General features: G+C 72.6%; 13 protein-coding genes. 4 read left to right on the plus strand and 9 right to left on the minus strand.

Annotated features, from left to right (window positions below):
• From AC2YHB_RS22085 to AC2YHB_RS22095, 3 genes are all read right to left on the minus strand, one after another.
• A partial coding sequence (locus AC2YHB_RS22085) for a hypothetical protein (protein ID WP_487354619.1) occupies positions 1–1639 on the minus strand: 1639 nt, incomplete at its 3' end.
• A 167-nt stretch (positions 1640–1806) separates the two neighbouring features.
• The gene (locus AC2YHB_RS22090) at positions 1807–2988 is read right to left on the minus strand and encodes a hypothetical protein (protein WP_487354620.1); all 1182 of its coding nucleotides are present in this window, start codon (positions 2986–2988) and stop codon (positions 1807–1809) included.
• A gap of 261 nt (positions 2989–3249) precedes the next feature.
• Positions 3250–3909, minus strand: a complete 660-nt coding sequence (locus AC2YHB_RS22095; protein ID WP_487354621.1) for a TetR/AcrR family transcriptional regulator — start codon at positions 3907–3909, stop codon at positions 3250–3252.
• Between the two features lie 417 nt (positions 3910–4326).
• On the opposite strand from AC2YHB_RS22095, the gene AC2YHB_RS22100 reads away from it, so the two are divergent.
• On the plus strand, positions 4327–5139 hold the full coding sequence (locus AC2YHB_RS22100; protein ID WP_179648437.1) for an SGNH/GDSL hydrolase family protein: 813 nt from the start codon (positions 4327–4329) through the stop codon (positions 5137–5139).
• A gap of 72 nt (positions 5140–5211) precedes the next feature.
• On the opposite strand, the gene AC2YHB_RS22105 is transcribed toward AC2YHB_RS22100, so the two are convergent.
• Entirely contained in the window at positions 5212–5571 is a 360-nt protein-coding gene (locus tag AC2YHB_RS22105) for a hypothetical protein (protein WP_036549393.1), read from the minus strand.
• A gap of 246 nt (positions 5572–5817) precedes the next feature.
• Between AC2YHB_RS22105 and AC2YHB_RS22110 the strand changes: the two genes are divergently transcribed.
• The 3 genes from AC2YHB_RS22110 to AC2YHB_RS22120 all read left to right on the plus strand — a co-directional run bounded on the left by AC2YHB_RS22110 (position 5818) and on the right by AC2YHB_RS22120 (position 11168).
• Positions 5818–7743 carry a penicillin-binding transpeptidase domain-containing protein gene (locus AC2YHB_RS22110; protein ID WP_487354622.1) on the plus strand — a complete coding sequence of 642 codons (1926 nt, stop codon included), beginning with the start codon at positions 5818–5820 and terminating at the stop codon, positions 7741–7743.
• A gap of 532 nt (positions 7744–8275) precedes the next feature.
• Positions 8276–9745, plus strand: a complete 1470-nt coding sequence (locus AC2YHB_RS22115) for an NAD-dependent succinate-semialdehyde dehydrogenase (RefSeq protein ID WP_487354623.1) — start codon at positions 8276–8278, stop codon at positions 9743–9745.
• A gap of 82 nt (positions 9746–9827) precedes the next feature.
• Positions 9828–11168 (plus strand): MFS transporter, encoded by a 1341-nt coding sequence (locus AC2YHB_RS22120; RefSeq protein WP_207007422.1) that lies wholly within the window; start codon positions 9828–9830, stop codon positions 11166–11168.
• Here AC2YHB_RS22120 and AC2YHB_RS22125 read toward each other — a convergent pair.
• The 5 genes from AC2YHB_RS22125 to AC2YHB_RS22145 form a co-directional block, all read right to left on the minus strand.
• Positions 11158–12408 carry a low temperature requirement protein A gene (locus AC2YHB_RS22125; RefSeq protein WP_242530402.1) on the minus strand — a complete coding sequence of 417 codons (1251 nt, stop codon included), beginning with the start codon at positions 12406–12408 and terminating at the stop codon, positions 11158–11160. The two genes, AC2YHB_RS22120 and AC2YHB_RS22125, sit on opposite strands and share 11 nt — an antisense overlap.
• Positions 12409–12418: 10 nt before the next feature.
• On the minus strand, positions 12419–13012 hold the full coding sequence (locus tag AC2YHB_RS22130) for a TIGR03086 family metal-binding protein (RefSeq protein WP_179648431.1): 594 nt from the start codon (positions 13010–13012) through the stop codon (positions 12419–12421).
• A gap of 12 nt (positions 13013–13024) precedes the next feature.
• Positions 13025–14050, minus strand: coding sequence for a sigma-70 family RNA polymerase sigma factor (locus AC2YHB_RS22135; RefSeq protein WP_179648430.1), 1026 nt, complete (start codon positions 14048–14050; stop codon positions 13025–13027).
• Between the two features lie 137 nt (positions 14051–14187).
• The gene (locus AC2YHB_RS22140; RefSeq protein ID WP_487354624.1) at positions 14188–15768 is read right to left on the minus strand and encodes a glycerol-3-phosphate dehydrogenase/oxidase; all 1581 of its coding nucleotides are present in this window, start codon (positions 15766–15768) and stop codon (positions 14188–14190) included.
• Positions 15765–16400 carry a TetR/AcrR family transcriptional regulator gene (locus tag AC2YHB_RS22145; protein ID WP_487354625.1) on the minus strand — a complete coding sequence of 212 codons (636 nt, stop codon included), beginning with the start codon at positions 16398–16400 and terminating at the stop codon, positions 15765–15767. The genes AC2YHB_RS22140 and AC2YHB_RS22145 overlap by 4 nt, the downstream gene beginning before the upstream one ends.

A 16400-nucleotide genomic window follows, 5' to 3' on the forward strand; every position in this document is an offset into this window, starting at 1 on the left:
CGTCACCGGGCTCGTCACCGGGCTCGTCACCGGGCTCGTCACCGGGCTCGTCACCGGGCTCGTCGCCGGACGGGGATCCGCCCAGCAGGTCGCCGACGATCGGCAGGCCCGCGACGGGCGACGATCCGCCGCCGAGGAGGTCGCCCAGGACCGGCAGTCCGGCCGTCGGGGATCCCGCCGGGTCGTCGCCGTCGGGCACCGTCACGGTGTAGGTCTTGCCGCCGATGGTCACCTTGCCGTCGCGCACGGCGTACTTGACCCCGTCGACGGTGACGGTGTCGCCCTCGACCGGGTAGGTCTTGCCGCCGATGACGATCGAGCCGGCCGGGGCCTTCGTACCGCCGCCGAGGATGCCGCCCAGGACCGGGATGCCGCTGGTGAGGTCGCCGGTCGGCAGCGCCCCTTCGACGTCTCCGGTCATGACCCCGGCGAGCAGGTCGCCGACGACCGGGATGTCACCGGTGAGGTCGCCGTTCGGCGAGTCGCTCCCGGGCAGGCCGGGGAGTCCGAGCGACTCCAGGGTCTTGATGTTGTCGGTGATCTGCAGGACCTCGAGGACGGCGGCGGGATCGCCGCTGCCGACCTTCTCGAGCGCCGTCTGCCAGAGCAGGCGGAAGGCGTCGAAGTTGTTGCCGGCGAAGGCGAGGTACTCGTCCGGCGTCAGCACGGTCTCGGGCCCGAGGCGGTTCATGATCTCGGTGATCGCGAGGGTGTCGTAGAGGTAGTTCGGGTCGAGCAGCTTCGGCAGCGACGGCAGGGTCGGCAGCCCGTCCTGGATGAGGGCGGTCACCTTCTCCGGCGTGGGCAGCTTGTCGAGGTCGACGCTGAGGGTCTTCGGGTCGATCGGGATCCCCATGCCGCCGCAGCCCGTGAGCAGCGTGACGTAGTCCGTGCCGTGGCCGCGGACGTGCGACGGATTGAAGATCGGGATCCAGCCGAGCGGCCCGCCGTAGATGTCGATGATCGGCATCTCGGAGTTCCCGATCGCACCGCTCGCGAGCGAGAGGATCAGGTTCTTGTAGTCGGGGTCGGTGTGGAACGTCAGGAAGTGCTGGTTGGTGCCGATGACGGGGATGCCGTCCTCGTTCTTCCACATGTGGTCGAGGAAGAAGTCGCAAGCGTCGCCGCCCTGGGTGTGGCCGCCGGAGTGGCCGCCCGAGGAGCTGGTCGAGCCGTTGCTCGCCGAGGTCTGGACGGTCTCCCCACCGAACAGGCCGCCGGTGAAGATCCCTCCGCCGAGGACGTCGGTCCCGAGGAAGCTGCCGACGATCGGCAGGCCCGAGAGTGCGGACCCGGACAGAGTCGTCGAGGTCTTCGTCGAGGTCTTGGTCGAGGTCTTGGTCGAGGTCTTGGTCGAGGTGGTGGTGGGCGTCGTACCGGCGCCACCGGCGTCCGCGTGCGGCGTCGAGGTGACCGAGACGTCGGCGCCCGGGGTCGGCATCACACCGACCTGAGCGGCGGCCGACGAGACGACGCCGAGGGTCGCGGCGAGCGCGACACCGGGGGCGATGAGGGTCCGGGCGGACCGGCTGGCGCGAGCGACCGCGATGCTGCGGACGGTGGCGTCAGGCTCCAGGGGCGTGGCGAGCCCGATGGGCTGCCAGCCCGTGTTGCGCGAAGCGCGGGGTTGCATGGACATGCTGGTTCTCCTGGTTCAGGGAAGTTCGAAGAAAGTGCGACTGCGAACGGTCGAGCGAGCAGAGCGGTTGTCCTTCGAAGGCCGGCCCGTACGTCGGGAGGTGGGCCCTCCGCCGTACGTCGGCGGTGCCGGCTGCCACGTCACTCAGAGGACGTGGCGTCCCTGGTTCAGTCCGGTGAGAAGGCCGGGTCGGCGGCCGGGGTGCCCGGCATCGGACCGGCGGGGCACGCCACCGGAGCGGTCGCGGGACGAGCCGCCAGGGGCTCGGGTGCGACCCGCGCCAGCGGGTGGTCGGGCCGGGGCGCCGAGGCGGCGCCGCCGTTGCCGGGGGTGAAGCCTGCGCCGGACACCGGAACCGGGAGGGCGGTGACGGTGTCCGCTGCGGGCTGCGCCACGGGCGTGAGGGCGGCGGCGTCGGGCGGCGGGACCGCCGGCCCGGACAGGGTGCGCGTGCCGGAGGCCAGGTCCGCGTGCGGCGCGTCGAGGCGGACCGTCACCACGCCGAGGGCGGGACCCGTCGCGGCGTCCGCGGCGGAGGGGGCCGGCCCGGCGCCGGTGGTCGGTCCGGCGGAGTCGCCGGTGCCGGCCGGGTGGGTCACCTGCTCCACGACCGGCGCGATGACGGCGGCCGTCGTACCGACGACCTCGTCGACGGAGCTGGTCACCGCATCGGTCGCGTCGACGGCGAGCTGGCTGGCCAGGCTGAGCGTGCCGACCGCGGTGCGCAGCGTCTGCGCCAGCCCGCCGGCCAGGGGCAGGGGCGCGGCGAGGGTCTCGACGGTGTCGACCGCGTCGTCCGCGGTGCCGACGACCTGGCGGGTGAGGGAGTCGACGAGCGGGGTGACGGTGGCGCGGATCGAGGGAACGTCCTTCAGCGTCAGCTTCTCGCCGGTGGCCTCGACGGTGTCGCGAATGGTGTTCGTCAGGAGGCCGGCCGCGTCGATGCCGGTGCTCGGCGCCGCAGCGGCCGGTGTGTGGGCCCCTGCGGCCGGGAGGGCGGGCAGGGCGTCGACGGCGGCGGCTGGGTCCGGCGTGTGCGCGGGCGTCGTACCGCGGAGGCCGTCGAGGGCCGTGGCGGTCAGGTCTGCGACCTGGCGGAGGGGCTGCGGTGTCGTGGGCTCGTCGGCGTTCGCAAGGAGCTCGCCGACCATCGGCACCTCGGCCCCGGGCTGCGCGGGAGCGGCGGGCTGCTCGCAGGTGGCGTCGTCGCACGCGGCATGGGCGGTGCCGCCGAGGAGGAGCAGCGCGGCCCAGGACAGGCCGAGGAGGACGGCGAGGCGCCAGCAGGTGCGGCGCACGGCCCGCGAGCGCACCTGACCGCCAACGGCGGTCGCAGTGGCTGCTGCCATCTCGGTCTCCCGGAGCTCAAGGGGGTGAGTCCGCCGCGCCACCTCGGGTCCGTGATGCCGGGCCCTGACGTGCAAGAGGCGAACCGTTCTGCTGCCCTCGGTGCTCGGAATGCGACATCAGTCGCCACCTCAGACGATCAACCAGTCCGGGATCTGGGGGATCCCGGCTGTCAAACGGCTGTCAATCTGTGGTCATCCTGCACCCGGGTCTTGGCAACTGTCCAGAAGCTTCCGGGAGAATTTTCGGTGTCGGCCCGGAGCTCAGCCCGCGAGCTCGGCATCGAGCACGGCCAGCAGGGCGCCGAGCTCGTCGGCCCGGACGAGGCGCGCCAGCCACTCGACCATCGTCGCGCGGAACACCGCGGCGCTCCGGACCAGTGCCGGGTCGAGGTAGCCCGTCACCTCGAGGGCGACCACCCCGTGGAGCGAGGCGAGCACGCGCGTGTGCAGCCAGGCCAGGGTGGCCGGCCAGGGGCTGGATCCCGGTCGCTCGGCCAGGGCGAGGACGGTCTGCTCGGCGGCCGGAGGGACGGGAGGCATCCGGACGTCCTGGTGGGTCGTGAGGGCGCGCAGGCACGTGCCGAGGAACGCATCGGAGACCTCTCGGATCGACACCTCGCCACTGCGGGGTCGCGCCAGGACCAGGCGGAACTCGTCCTGGTGGCGCAGCGCCCAGCGACGCAGCCGGACCCAGGCGACGAGCCAGCGCTTGGTCACGTCGTCCGCCGAGATCGCCTCGACGGCCGCGACGAGGTCGGCGGCCACGCTCTCGTCGATCGACGCGGCCACAAGGTCCAGGAGCTCGTCGAGGTTCGTGACGTAGCGGTAGAGACCGGCCGGACTCACGCCCATCGCCGCGGCGACGCCGCGCAGGGTCAGGTCGTGACCCTCGGCCAGGAGGGTGCGAGCAGTGTTCACCATCGCGTCGTACGTCGCGGCGCGTTGCTGCGCCTGACGGTTCGGGTGCGCTCCGCGGACCCCTGTGCCCATCCGTGCCCTCCCGCCCCGATGCGGTGGTCGTACGCTCGAGTGCGAACACCGTTCGCCCTGACGGGCCCTGCGGTGCTCCCTCCCGCGGCCGGCCTGACATCCGAGTCGCCGGGCCGGCCGCGGGGGTGCACTCCGGGACATCGTCCCGACGCATCGCCGACGCTACCAACGGGTTGACAGCCCTGTGCCTGCGGGTTGCCCGCCTGTTCTCGGATGTGGTGACGGGCCCGTCCGAGGCGTCCGGACCTTCGCGGTGCGTTGGCAGGGCGTTCGTCGCGGGCGGGTGACGACGTCGCCACTTCATGGTGTAGTGACCCAGATCACACTGGCTCTCCCGAAGGTGGTTCCATGTCTCGGTCGTCGCTCCGCCTGCTCCTCTCCCTCGGCTCGGTCCTGTCCGCGGCACTGGTCGGCCTGGTCGCCATACCACCCGCCGCGCACGCCGCCGCACCCGTGTACGTCGCCCTCGGTGACTCCTACTCCTCGGGCGTCGGCACCCGCAGCTACATCGACGACGGCACGAGCTGCCAGCGGTCGAACTACGCCTACCCCAAGCTGGTCGCCTCCGCGAAGGGCTACAGCCTGAGCTTCAAGGCCTGCTCCGGCGCCACCACGAGCACCGTCACCAACAGCCAGCTGAGCGCGCTGAGCTCGTCGACGTCGTACGTCACGATCTCGGTCGGCGGCAACGACGCCGGCTTCACCGGCGTCATCACGGAGTGCGCCCAGCCGGGGTGGATGTCGGACTGCGACGGAGCGATCAACACGGCCCAGTCGTTCATCAACAACACGCTGCCCGGCCGGCTGGGCACCCTCTACGCGTCCATCAGGAGCAAGGCCCCGAACGCCGTCGTCGTGGTCGTCGGCTATCCGCGGCTGTTCATGGGCGAGGACTGCAATGCGGCGACCTGGTTCAGCCCCGCCGAGGAGACCCGGCTGAACCAGACGGCGGACCTGCTGAACAGCAAGCTGTCGGCGGCCGCGAGCGCCAAGGGCTTCAAGTGGGCCAACCCCACCTCCCGCTTCGTCGGCCACGCGGTCTGTGACGACGTCGAGTGGCTCAACGGCCTGTCCAACCCGGTCAGCGAGAGCTACCACCCGAACCGGCTCGGACACTCGTCCGGCTACAAGCCGCTGGTGGCGGGGCTGCTCGTCGGCTGACGGACAAAAGACGTCGGGTGCGGCTGCGAGCAGCCGCACCCGACGCCTTTCACAGGATCGGGGTGGTCGGGATCATCCGCCACCGAGGTTGATCGTCTGGGCGTTGCCGACGCGCGGCCTCTGGATCGAGACAGCGCGGTACCAGTAGTACTTCTGGGCGGGCTTGAACACGTTGGAGCACTCCACGACGGCGTAGCCAGCGTTGCCGTTGGCGGGCGTGCCGGAGATGTTGTAGAAGTCCACCTTGTAGGAGCCCTTGACGAAGGCGCTGGATGCGGTCTCGCCGTTGTCGAGGTAGAACTGCACGGCGCTGGCCTGGAAGAACAGCTGCTGGCAGCCGCCTCCCCCCTTGACGACGACGTGCGGGTCGTCGTCCCACGCCTGGGAAGAAGGCGTGGCCAGGAAGCCCGCGGCCAGGGCTGTCGCCGCCACGGCGACGAACCTGGAACGCGTGCGCGTTGACTTGCGGTGAGTGGGTCGATGCTTCACGGAAACCCCCATGGTCGAGGCGCCGACTGACGCCCGGGTGATATCGAACCGGTCTCCCGAGTGTTCTGTTCAACGACGTGGTACGCCTGCGGGCACGGGCGGAGGACCCCTCAGATCCTGTGGATGGCTGCTGGTCCCTGCGGCCCTTGCGCGACCGGCACCGTCGGGTGTGGCTGGTAGAACAGCCGCATGCGGCGATCCTCGGTGGCCACCTCCTTCCTGCTCGTCTCGGCGCTCGGCCTGACGGCCTGCTCCGGCGGCGGCTCCGACGGTGACGACGGCGCGCGCAAGGCCGCGGAGGGGCTTGCCACGGCCCTGGCCGCGGCGGCCGCGCCGGCCGGCGGTGCGAGCACGGCGAGCGATCCGCTGGCCGCGGTGACCTGGACCGGCACGGACCCCGCCTCCGTCGCGAAGGAGTACGCCGCCGTCATCGACGGCATGGACGGGATCGCGCCGAGCGTCGAGGTCGCTGAGGTCGACGGCGAGGCGGACAAGCCGACGGCGACCCTGACCTGGACGTGGCCCGTCGTCGCCGGAGGCGACCCGTGGACCTACGACACGACCGTCGCGCTGGCGGACGGCGACGGGTGGGCCGTCGCGTGGGCACCGAGCATCGTCGAGCCCAGCCTCGCCGACGGGGAGACGCTCGACGCGACCACGCTCCTCGCGCAGCGTGGCGAGATCACCGGCGCTGGCGGCGAGAAGCTGGTCACCGAGCGGCCCGTCGTCCGGATCGGGATCGACCGCACCAAGGTGACGGCCGCCGCGGCACCGGCGTCCGCGCGGGCGCTGGCCGAGCTGGTCGACATCGAGGTCGCACCGTTCGTGAAGGCCGTGAAGGCGGCCGGGGACAAGGCGTTCGTCGAGGCGATCACCTACCGCGCGAATGATATTCCCGCAGCGGTCAGGACGGGGATCGACGGCATCGCCGGCGCCCACCAGGTCACCGGCGAGCAGGCGCTCGCGCCGACCCGCGACTTCGCCGCCCCGATCCTCGGCCGGGTCGGCCCGGTCACCGCCGAGATGGTCGAGAAGGATCCCGACGCCTACCGCCCGGGCGACGTCGCGGGCGTCTCCGGCCTCCAGGCCCGCTACGACGAGCAGCTGCGCGGCACCACCGGCCGCTCGGTCCACGCCGTCCCGGCCGATGGCGGCGAGGAGCGCGAGCTCTTCCTCGCCGAGCCGGCCGCCGGGAAGCCGCTGGCGCTCACCCTCGACCGTCGGCTGCAGACCCTCGCCGAGCGGGTGCTCGGCGGGGTCACGCCCGCCAGCGCCCTCGTGGCGATCCGCCCCAGCGACGGCTCGATCCTGGCGGCCGCCAACGGCGCCGGCACCGGCGGCCAGAACTACGCCACCTTCGGCCAGTTCGCCCCCGGCTCCACCTTCAAGTCGGTCACCTCCCTCGCGCTGCTGCGCGCCGGCCTCACCCCCCAGACGCAGGTGCAGTGCACGCCGACCGTCACGGTCAACGGCAAGCGGTTCAAGAACTACTCCGACTACCCGTCGTCCGCGATCGGCACGATCCCGCTCGAGGAGGCGATCGCGCAGTCGTGCAACACCGCCCTGATCGGTGCCCGCGCGAAGGTGAAGGACGGTGACCTCGCCGACGCGGCCGCGAGCCTCGGCCTCGGCATCGACCACGACCTCGGCTTCCCCGCCTACTTCGGCGAGGTCCCGCCGCCGGCGAGCGAGACCGAGGGCGCCGCCGACCTGATCGGCCAGGGCAAGGTGCTCGCCTCGCCGATGGCGATGGCCACGGTGATCGCGAGCGTGCAGGCCGGCACGACCGTCGTACCCCACCTCGTGGACGGGGTCGACGTCTCCGTGCCGTCGGAGGCCGAGCCGCTCTCGGCCGCCGAGGCCCGGCAGCTCAAGGCGATGCTGCGCCGGGTGGTCACCAACGGCAGCGGCCGCGGCCTGGCCGACCTCCCCGGCGGTCCGGTCATCGCCAAGACGGGCACGGCCGAGTACGCCGACGGCGGCACCATCCGCACGCACGCGTGGATGATCGCCGCCCAGGGCGACCTCGCGGTCGCGGTCTTCGTGCAGACCGGTGAGTCGGGCTCGCGGACCGCGGGGCCGCTGCTGGAGGAGTTCCTGCGCGCGGCTCGCTGAGGGGCCTTGATCGTGGTCGGTGTCGGACGGCCGTGCGCTGGGAGGTCTTGCGCGTGGTCGGTGTCGGGCGGCCGCGCGCTTATCCGCCGAGGCTTGGCCTACGGAAGTCGACTGCGGCGCGGCAGCGCGGCGAGAGCCGTCTCCGGCAGCTTGCTGCCCGCTCTACGGCGAAGCCGAGCTCGCGCCCCGACCATGCAGTGTCGGCTTGCCGCCATTCCAAGGCTTGGCCTACGGAAGTCGACTGCGGCGCGGCAGCGCGGCGAGAGCGCAGCGACGGCAGCTTGCTGCCCCCGCCGGAGCGAAGCCGAGCTCGCGCAAGAAAAATGGAGCGAGCCCCTCATCGCATGGGGTCGACGAGGGGCTCTTGTCGTTATCGGTGCTCCCTCCGAAGTACGACAGGACAACTCTAACCCCGTGCTCAAGCGGGTCAAGGGGGATCATCGGAGAATCCTCCGTTCGGTCGGCGGACCCGGGACCAAGGTCCCCCTCGGCCACCCTGCCGATCCAGCCCGTGAGGTGCCAGAGTGAGGTCATGAGCTTCCGCGAACGCCTCGGCCACCTGCTCCCGGAGTCGCACCGCCAGCTGTACGTCGGGGGCGCGTGGGTCCCCGGGAGCGGCGGTGGCCGGATCGACGTCATCGACCCGGCGGACGGGTCGGTGCTCACCGATGTCGCCGACGGGACGCTCGACGATGCGCGGGCGGCCCTCGACGCGGCGGTCGCGGCGCAGGCGGACTGGGCGGCGACGGCGCCGCGCGAGCGGGGCGAGATCCTGCGACGGGCGTTCGCGCTGGTGACCCAGCATGCCGACGACCTCGCCCTGGTGATGAGCCTGGAGATGGGCAAGCCCATCGCGGAGGCGAAGGGGGAGGTCACCTACGGCGCGGAGTTCCTGCGCTGGTTCTCGGAGGAGGCGGTCCGGATCCACGGCCGGTGGATGCAGAACCCGGCCGGCGGCAGTCGCCTGCTGACGGTGCGCAAGCCGGTCGGTCCGTGCCTGTTCATCACCCCGTGGAACTTCCCGCTCGCGATGGGGACCCGCAAGATCGGTCCGGCGATCGCGGCCGGCTGCACGATGGTGGTCAAGCCGGCGGCGCAGACGCCGCTGACCATGCTCTACCTGGCGGCGCTGCTGGCGGAGGCCGGGCTGCCCGCCGGGGTGCTCAACGTCGTGACGACCAGCGACTCGGGCGGGTTGAGCAGCACGCTGCAGGCCGACGCGCGGCTGCGGAAGGTGAGCTTCACCGGGTCCACCGTCGTCGGCAAGAAGATCGTCGAGCAGTCCGCGGGCCAGCTGCAGCGGGTGTCGATGGAGCTGGGCGGCAATGCGCCCTTCCTCGTCTTCGCCGACGCCGACCTGGACGCGGCCGTCGAGGGCGCGATGGTCGCCAAGATGCGCAACATGGGTGAGGCCTGTACGTCGGCCAACCGCTTCCTCGTGGAGGAGTCCGTCGCGGCGGACTTCGCCGAGCGGCTCGCGCAGCGGATGGGCGCGCTCCGCGTCGGGCGGGGCCAGGACGTCGGGGTGCAGGTCGGTCCGCTCATCGACGAGAAGGCCGTCGCCTCGGTGTCCGCGACGGTGGCCGACGCGGTCGAGCGGGGTGCCCGCGTGCTGACCGGCGGCGAGGCCCCGTCGGGCGACGGCTACTTCTTCCCGCCGACCGTCCTGGTCGACGTACCGGCGGACGCGGACGCGGTGACCAAGGAGACCTTCGGGCCGGTCGCGCCGATCACGACCTTCAGCAGTGAGGACCAGGCGATCGCGCTGGCGAACGCGACGGAGTACGGGCTCGCGGCCTACGCCTACACCCGCGACCTCGCCCGCACGATCCGGCTGGCGGAGCGACTCGAGACCGGGATGCTCGGCATCAACACCGGCCTGGTGTCCAACCCGGCGGCGCCGTTCGGCGGGGTGAAGGCGAGCGGGTTCGGCCGGGAGGGTGGCTTCGAGGGGATCGAGGAGTACCTCGACACGACGTACGTCGCCCTGCCGGTCTCCTGACCCCGGTCGGCGCCGTCGCGGGAGCCGGGCCGATGAAATCGATGGCTGCTGTCGGTCCTCCTCTGCACACTGGAGGACGACCATGACCGATCAGCTCACCCCCCTTCCCCCGACCCGGGCGCGGCGGCTGCCGCGCGCGTTCACGCCGTTCCGGCACGCGTCCTACCGGTGGCTGGGGACGGCGCTGCTGCTGACCTCCTTCGGTGGCGGCGTCTGGGTCGTGGCCCTGGTGTGGGAGGTCATCCGGATCGGCGGTGGCGCCAGCGCGCTCTCCGTCGTCAGCACGGCCGGCGCCGTGGGTGTCCTGCTGCCCGCGCTGCTCGGCGGCGTGGTCGCCGACCGGGTCCCGCAGAAGCTCATCCTGCTCGTCACCACGTCGGTCGAGCTCGCGGGCATGGCGCTCGTCGCGGTGCTCTCGTTCGCGGACCTCACCCAGCTCTGGCACCTCGCCGCCGTCGCGTTCACCGCCGGCTGTGCCATGGCCTTCTACTACCCGGCCTACTCGGCCTGGCTGCCGGCGCTCGTGCCCGAGGAGGACCTGCTCGCCGTCAACGGCTTCGAGGGCATGGTGCGCCCGACGATCGGTCAGGCGCTCGGCCCTGCCGTCGCCGGTGCCGTGGTCGGTGCGGCGTCCTCGTCGGCCGCGATCGCGGTGGCGGCGGGCGCCTACCTGCTCGGGCTGGCCGTCCTGGCGCGGGTCCCCCTGACCGCCGTACGACGCGACCTCCCCACTCCCGACCGCGAGGCCGGGGCGGGAGGGGCGGCGCACGCGGTGGCGAGCGCGGTCGCAGACATGCGCGAGGGCTTCGCCTACATGGTGCGCACGCCGTGGCTGCTGGCCACGCTGCTCTTCGCGTCGATCATGATCCTGGTGATGATGGGCCCGCTCGAGGTCCTCGTCCCGTTCCTGATCAAGGACGAGCTGGGCGGCGGCCCCGGCGACCACGCCGTGGTGATGGCCTGCTTCGGCATCGGTGGCGCCGTCGGCTCGCTCGTGGTCGGCTCGCTGCCGATGCCCCGGCGCTACCTGACCTGGATGAACCTGATGTGGGGCGTCGGCTGCCTGCCCTTCCTGGCGATCGGCTTCGCGACGGCGGTCTGGCAGGTGGCGGCCGCCGCCTTCGTGATCGGCGTGCTCTTCTCGGCGCCGATGGTCATCTGGGGCACCCTGCTGCAGCGGCGGGTGCCGCCGGAGCTGCTCGGCCGGGTCGCCTCGCTCGACTTCTTCGTCTCGATCAGCCTGATGCCGGTCTCGATGGCGCTCGCCGGCCCGGTGGCCGACCTGATCGGGCTGCAGTGGACCTTCGCGATCGCCGCGGTCGTGCCCGGGGTGACCGCTGCGGTCGCCATCGTCTGGGCGCGCCTGCCCGCCGACGAGCTGGCCCACCCGCTGCGCGAGGAGCCGGCCGGCGTCAGTCCCTGAGGCTCTCGAGCACCTCGACGTTGTGGCGGTACCCGACCGTCTCGTAGCCGACGACCGACACCCACGGTGCGAGGGAGAGCACGAGCAGGCACCACTCCAGGTCGACCTCGGCCCGCGCCATCAGCACCGGTGCCACCAGCGTCGCCGCGGTGATCAGCAGCAGGACCAGGTGGAACAAGTGGAACGACCGGGTCAGCACGGTGTAGCCGGTGTAGAAGACCGCGATGAACAGGGCGACGGGGACGACCACGGTCAGCACCGTCGCGGTCAGCCCGATCTCGGCGTGGTGGTCGAGGAAGTACGCCGCCACGTGCAGGCCCGCGCCGATCGCCACGATGCTGCCGAAGAGCCCGATGGCGCCGTACCCGAAGCCGAAGGAGCGCTCCCGGCGGACGTGCAGGATCTCACCCGTCGGCACCACGAAGTAGCACCACCAGGTGCCGAAGGTGAGGGCCGTGCCGGCGACCGTGAACAGGCCGATCTCCCAGGTCAGGCCGCCCTCCGCCAGGACGTTGATGGCGGCCATCGTGCCGATCATCCCCTCGCCGAGCGTGATGATGACCATCAGGCCGTAGCGCTCGGCGATGTGGTGGGCGTGCCACGGGGTGCCGCCCCGACGGTTCTCCGCGTACGCCGGCCCGCCGACCTCGATCAGGAAGGGCACGATGATCAGCGCGAACGTCGTACCCACGGGCAGGTCGACCAGCGCCAGCACGCACCACAGGACCTGGGCGGCGGCGATCGACACGATGTAGGTCCGGCAGGCGGGGCCGCGGTCGGGGTCGTGCCGCCCGGCGCGCCACCACTGGAAGAGCATCGCGACCCGCATCACGACGTAGCCCCAGACGATGACGTCGTTGTCGAGGGTCTCGCCGTGCTCGGTGACGGACTCGAACATCGGGTGGATGCCGAGCGCGAAGATCAGCACGCCGACCATCTGCAGCATGGTGGTCAGCCGGTAGATCCAGTCGTCGGTGTCGTAGGCCGAGGCGAACCAGGTGAAGTTGATCCACGCCCACGAGATGCCGAAGGTCGCGAACGCGAACGCCGCGATCCCGCTGCCGACGTGGTCGGCCGCCAGCGCGTGCGCCAGCTCGTTGGCCGCGGTGCCGAAGGCGACCACGAAGGTCAGGTCGAACAGCAGCTCCAGCGGTGTCGCGACCCGGTGCGACTCGTGCGGGTCGCGGCCGGTCATCCGGCGGCTGCGGTGGCGGACAGCGTGCTCCTGCGGCTCCGGCATGCCGCGCAGTCTAGGAGGACGAGCTCCCCGGGTACGACGACCGGCGACCCAGCAGCGCCAGCACGTGAACCCCGGCCGGGGCCTCCACCGGCACCGGGACGGGCGGAGCGAACCGCGGGTCGTCGCTGAGCGCGACCTGGAGCGCGGTGGGGAGCAGGTCGGCGGCGAGCCGTTCGGGGATCGGCGTGCCCCTGGTCGTCGTACGGCCGACGTCCCAGCCGTGGACGGTGATCTCGAGGGCGGCGATCCGGGCGACCGTGTCGACGGGGAGCGGGTGCCCCGCGACGTCGACGACCGGCGAGGCCGCTGAGAGCCAGGCGGTCAGCAGCGCGCACGCCTTCGCCTGCAGCCGCTGGACGCGCTGCTCGAGCGGTGAGGGGGCGGCGCTGCTGAGTCCGACCGCGCCGTCGGCTGCCTCGGCGAACGCGTCGAGGGCGTCCTCCATGTGGGCGAGCAGGTCGGCGAGGGTCCAGCCGGCGCAGGGCGTGGGCCGGTCGACGTCGGCGCAGGTGATCGTGGCGAGCGCGGCACGGGTGTAGTCGAGCGCGCGCTGCAGCACGTCGAGTCCCGCGACGAGTCCGTCCGGGGCGGGCTCGGCGGTCATGTCGTCGCCCGGTCAGGCCGGCACGTAATCGGCAGGCAGCCGCTCGGGCAGCCCGAACCGCGCGAACAGCCGGTGGTCGAAGAACGCGGTCACGTGCTCCACCCGCAGGTCGTCGCCGGAGCCGGTCATCTGCAGCACCTGCAGGTGGAACGGCTCGAAGTGGCCGTCGGGCTGGCGCATGTAGAGGCCGAAGGCGGGCTGGCCGTTGGCGACCGTCTCGACCATCGGCATGTCGTTGGTGCCGCCGGGGCACTTGGTGCCGATCAGCTCGCCGATCGCGTCGCAGCCGCGGAAGTGGTTGAGGAACGGCGGCATGTCCCAGGTGGCGTCGTACTTGAGCAGCTGGACGATCTGGTCGATGTCCTTGCGCCAGAACGCCTGCAGGTAGGCGTCGAGCAGGGTCCGCTGGGCCTGGTCGAGGTCGGGCTCGACGGTGTCGGGCGTCAGCCCCCGCTCGGCGACCTGGGCGTGGGCGCGCTGGAGCGCGGAGTTCACGGCGGCGGTCGTCGTGTCGAGCGCCGTCGCGGTCTCGGCGGCCGACCAGCGCAGCACGTCGCGCAGGATCAGGACCGCGCGCTGGCGGGCCGGGAGGTGCTGCAGGGCGGCGACGAACGCGAGCCGGATCGTGTCGCGCTCGGCCACCTCGACCGCGGCGTCCGGGATCGGCTCCAGCCACGGCACCTCGTGGTCCTCGAGCAGCTCGTCGGACGGCGCCGAGTCGGCGGTGCCCAGGCCGGTGGGGAGCGGCCGGCGCGGCTTGCTCTCCAGGTTGGTGAGGCAGACGTTGGTGGCGATCTTGTAGAGCCAGGTGCGCACGGAGCTGCGGCCCTGGAAGCTGGCGGAGGCCTTCCACGCGCGCAGGAAGGTCTCCTGGACGAGGTCCTCCGCCTCGTGGACCGACCCGCTCATCCGGTAGCAGTGGGCCATCAGCTCGCGCTGGTAGCGCCCGGTGAGGGTGTCGAAGTCGGCGAGCTCGTCGCTCGCCGGCGCCTTCTGTGTGGTCGGGTCGGCCTGCTCGGTCTTCTGTTCGGTCACCATCGTTCCCATCGCTGCCCCCGTGTCTCGCCAGTGTGCCTGATCTGCTGACCGGGGGCATCCCGAAAACTCATCGGTGGGGATGCAGGAATCCCCGCCTGAGCGGGTGTTCCTGCGCTTGGTGACGGTTGCAACCGGCACTAAGCGCGAGTTTCCCCGCTCCGGCGGGGATTCCTGCACGCCTCCAGCACCCGCTCCGCGGCAGGCAGGGCCACGGCGCGGTCGTCGGGCACGAGCCCGATGCGGGTACGACGGTCGAGCAGGTCCGCGACGTCGGCGGCCCCCTCGTGGGTGATGCCGAAGAAGAGCTCGGCCCAGACGGTCGGGATCGTCGGGTGGCCGGGCGCGATGGGCGCGAGCAGCTCGGCCTCCGACCAGCCGGACGCCTCGACGGCCGCGGTCAGTGCGAGGCCGGCGTCGGCGCCGTACCGGCGGACCAGGCGGGCCGCACCGGGCGAGCCGGCGCGGGCCGCCTCCTCGGCGAGGGCTTCGCGCGGGGCGGCGCCGAGCAGGGGGAGCGTCGCGGTCACGCAGGGGCCGGCGGCGAGGCCGGCCGACGCGACGGCGGCATCGACGGCGTCCTCGGCCATCCGGCGGTAGGTCGTCAGCTTGCCGCCGACGATCGTCACGACGCCGGTGCGCGAGGTGAGGACGGCATGCTTGCGCGACAGGTCGGCGGTCGAGCCCTCGCCGCCGTCGAGCAGCGGGCGGAGGCCGGCGAAGGCGCCGACGACGTCGGAGCGGCGCAGCTGCCGCGAGAAGGACGCCGAGACCACGTCCAGCAGGAAGCCGATCTCGACCTCGGTGGGCTCGGCGACGTCGGGGACGGGGCCGTCGACCGGCTCGTCGGTCAGGCCGACGTAGAACTGGCCGTCGGGCTGCGGCAGGACGAGCACGAACCGGTTGGTCTCGCCCGGGATCGGCGCGAAGACCGCGACCGACAGCTTCGGCAGCGCCTCGGCGCGCAGCACCAGGTGGGTGCCCCGCGAGGGTCGCAGCCGTACGTCGTCGACGAGGTCGCCCGCCCAGACGCCGGCCGCGTTGACGACGGTCCGGCAGGTCACCGACAGCGGCGCACCGGTCAGCTCGTCGCGGAGCTCGACCGCGGTGCCGGTGGCGGACAGGACCCGCGCGTGGGTGTGGACGGCGGCGCCGCGCTCGGCCGCGGTCCGGGCGATGGTCGTGACCAGCCGGGCGTCGTCCTCGAGCTGTCCGTCCCAGCCGAGCAGCCCGCCGCGCAGGCCGTCGGTCCGCAGCGGGGGCGCGAGACGACGAGCCTCGGCGGCCGTGAGCCGGCGCGGCCGGGGGAGGGTGTCGGCGCTGGTGCGCGCCGCCCGGCGGAGCAGGTCGCCACCGAGGAAGCCGGCGCCGGCCAGCAGGCCCATCGGACGGCTCACGCCGGGGGCGAGCGGGATGAGCGAGGGCAGCGGCCGGGTGAGGTGCGGCGCGGTGGTCTCCATTAGGATCCCGCGCTCGACGGCGCTCTCGTGGGCGATCGCGACCTGCCCGGAGGCGAGATAGCGCAGGCCGCCGTGCACCAGCTTGGAGGAGAAGCGCGACGTACCGAACGCCAGGTCGTGGGCGTCGACCGCGAGCACGGTGAGGCCGCGGGAGGCGGCGTCGAGGGCGACGCCGGCGCCGGTGACACCGAGGCCGATCACGACGACGTCGACGTCGGTGGGTGCGCCGGCGAGGCCGGGGGTGATCCTGCGAGGGGTCATGGCGTGAGGCTCCGGACGATGAGGGTGTGGAGCTCGGCGTCGAGGGCGGTGGCGTCCACGGCCTCGTCGAGCATGGTGTGGGCCGAGAGGACGAAGCCGTGGGCGGCGAGCACGAGCCCACGCGCGATCGCGACGGGATCGCCGTCGCGGATGGTGCCGCGGCGTTGGCCCTCGGTGACGGCGCCCGCGAGGACGCCGATGATCAGCTCCTGCGAGCGGCCGCGCCGGGCGAGCAGGTAGGGGAGGATCAGCTCGGGGTCGAGCTCGACGATGCGCGTGAACAGCTCGTTGTCGCGCAGCGCCTCGACCGTGGCGGCCACGGCGTCGGCGACGCGGACCGGGGTCGGCTCACCGGCGAGGTCGACCTGGCCGGCGACCAGGCCGGTCCACTCGCGCGTCATCAGGTCGCCCAGCAGGGCGGGCATGTCGGACCACGCGCGGTAGATCGTCATCCGCGAGACGCCGGCCCGACGCGCGACCTCCGTCAGCGTCGTACGCCGCCAGCCGACGTCGAGGATGCACTCGCGGGCGGCGTCGAGGTAGGCGTTCTGGGTGCCGGGGTCTCGTGACGGTCGCTGCGCGACCTCCTCGACCACCGGGTCGGGCTCGTGGTTGTGACGATGTGACGTCAT

This window comes from Nocardioides sp. SRI_004 (assembly GCF_057586415.1).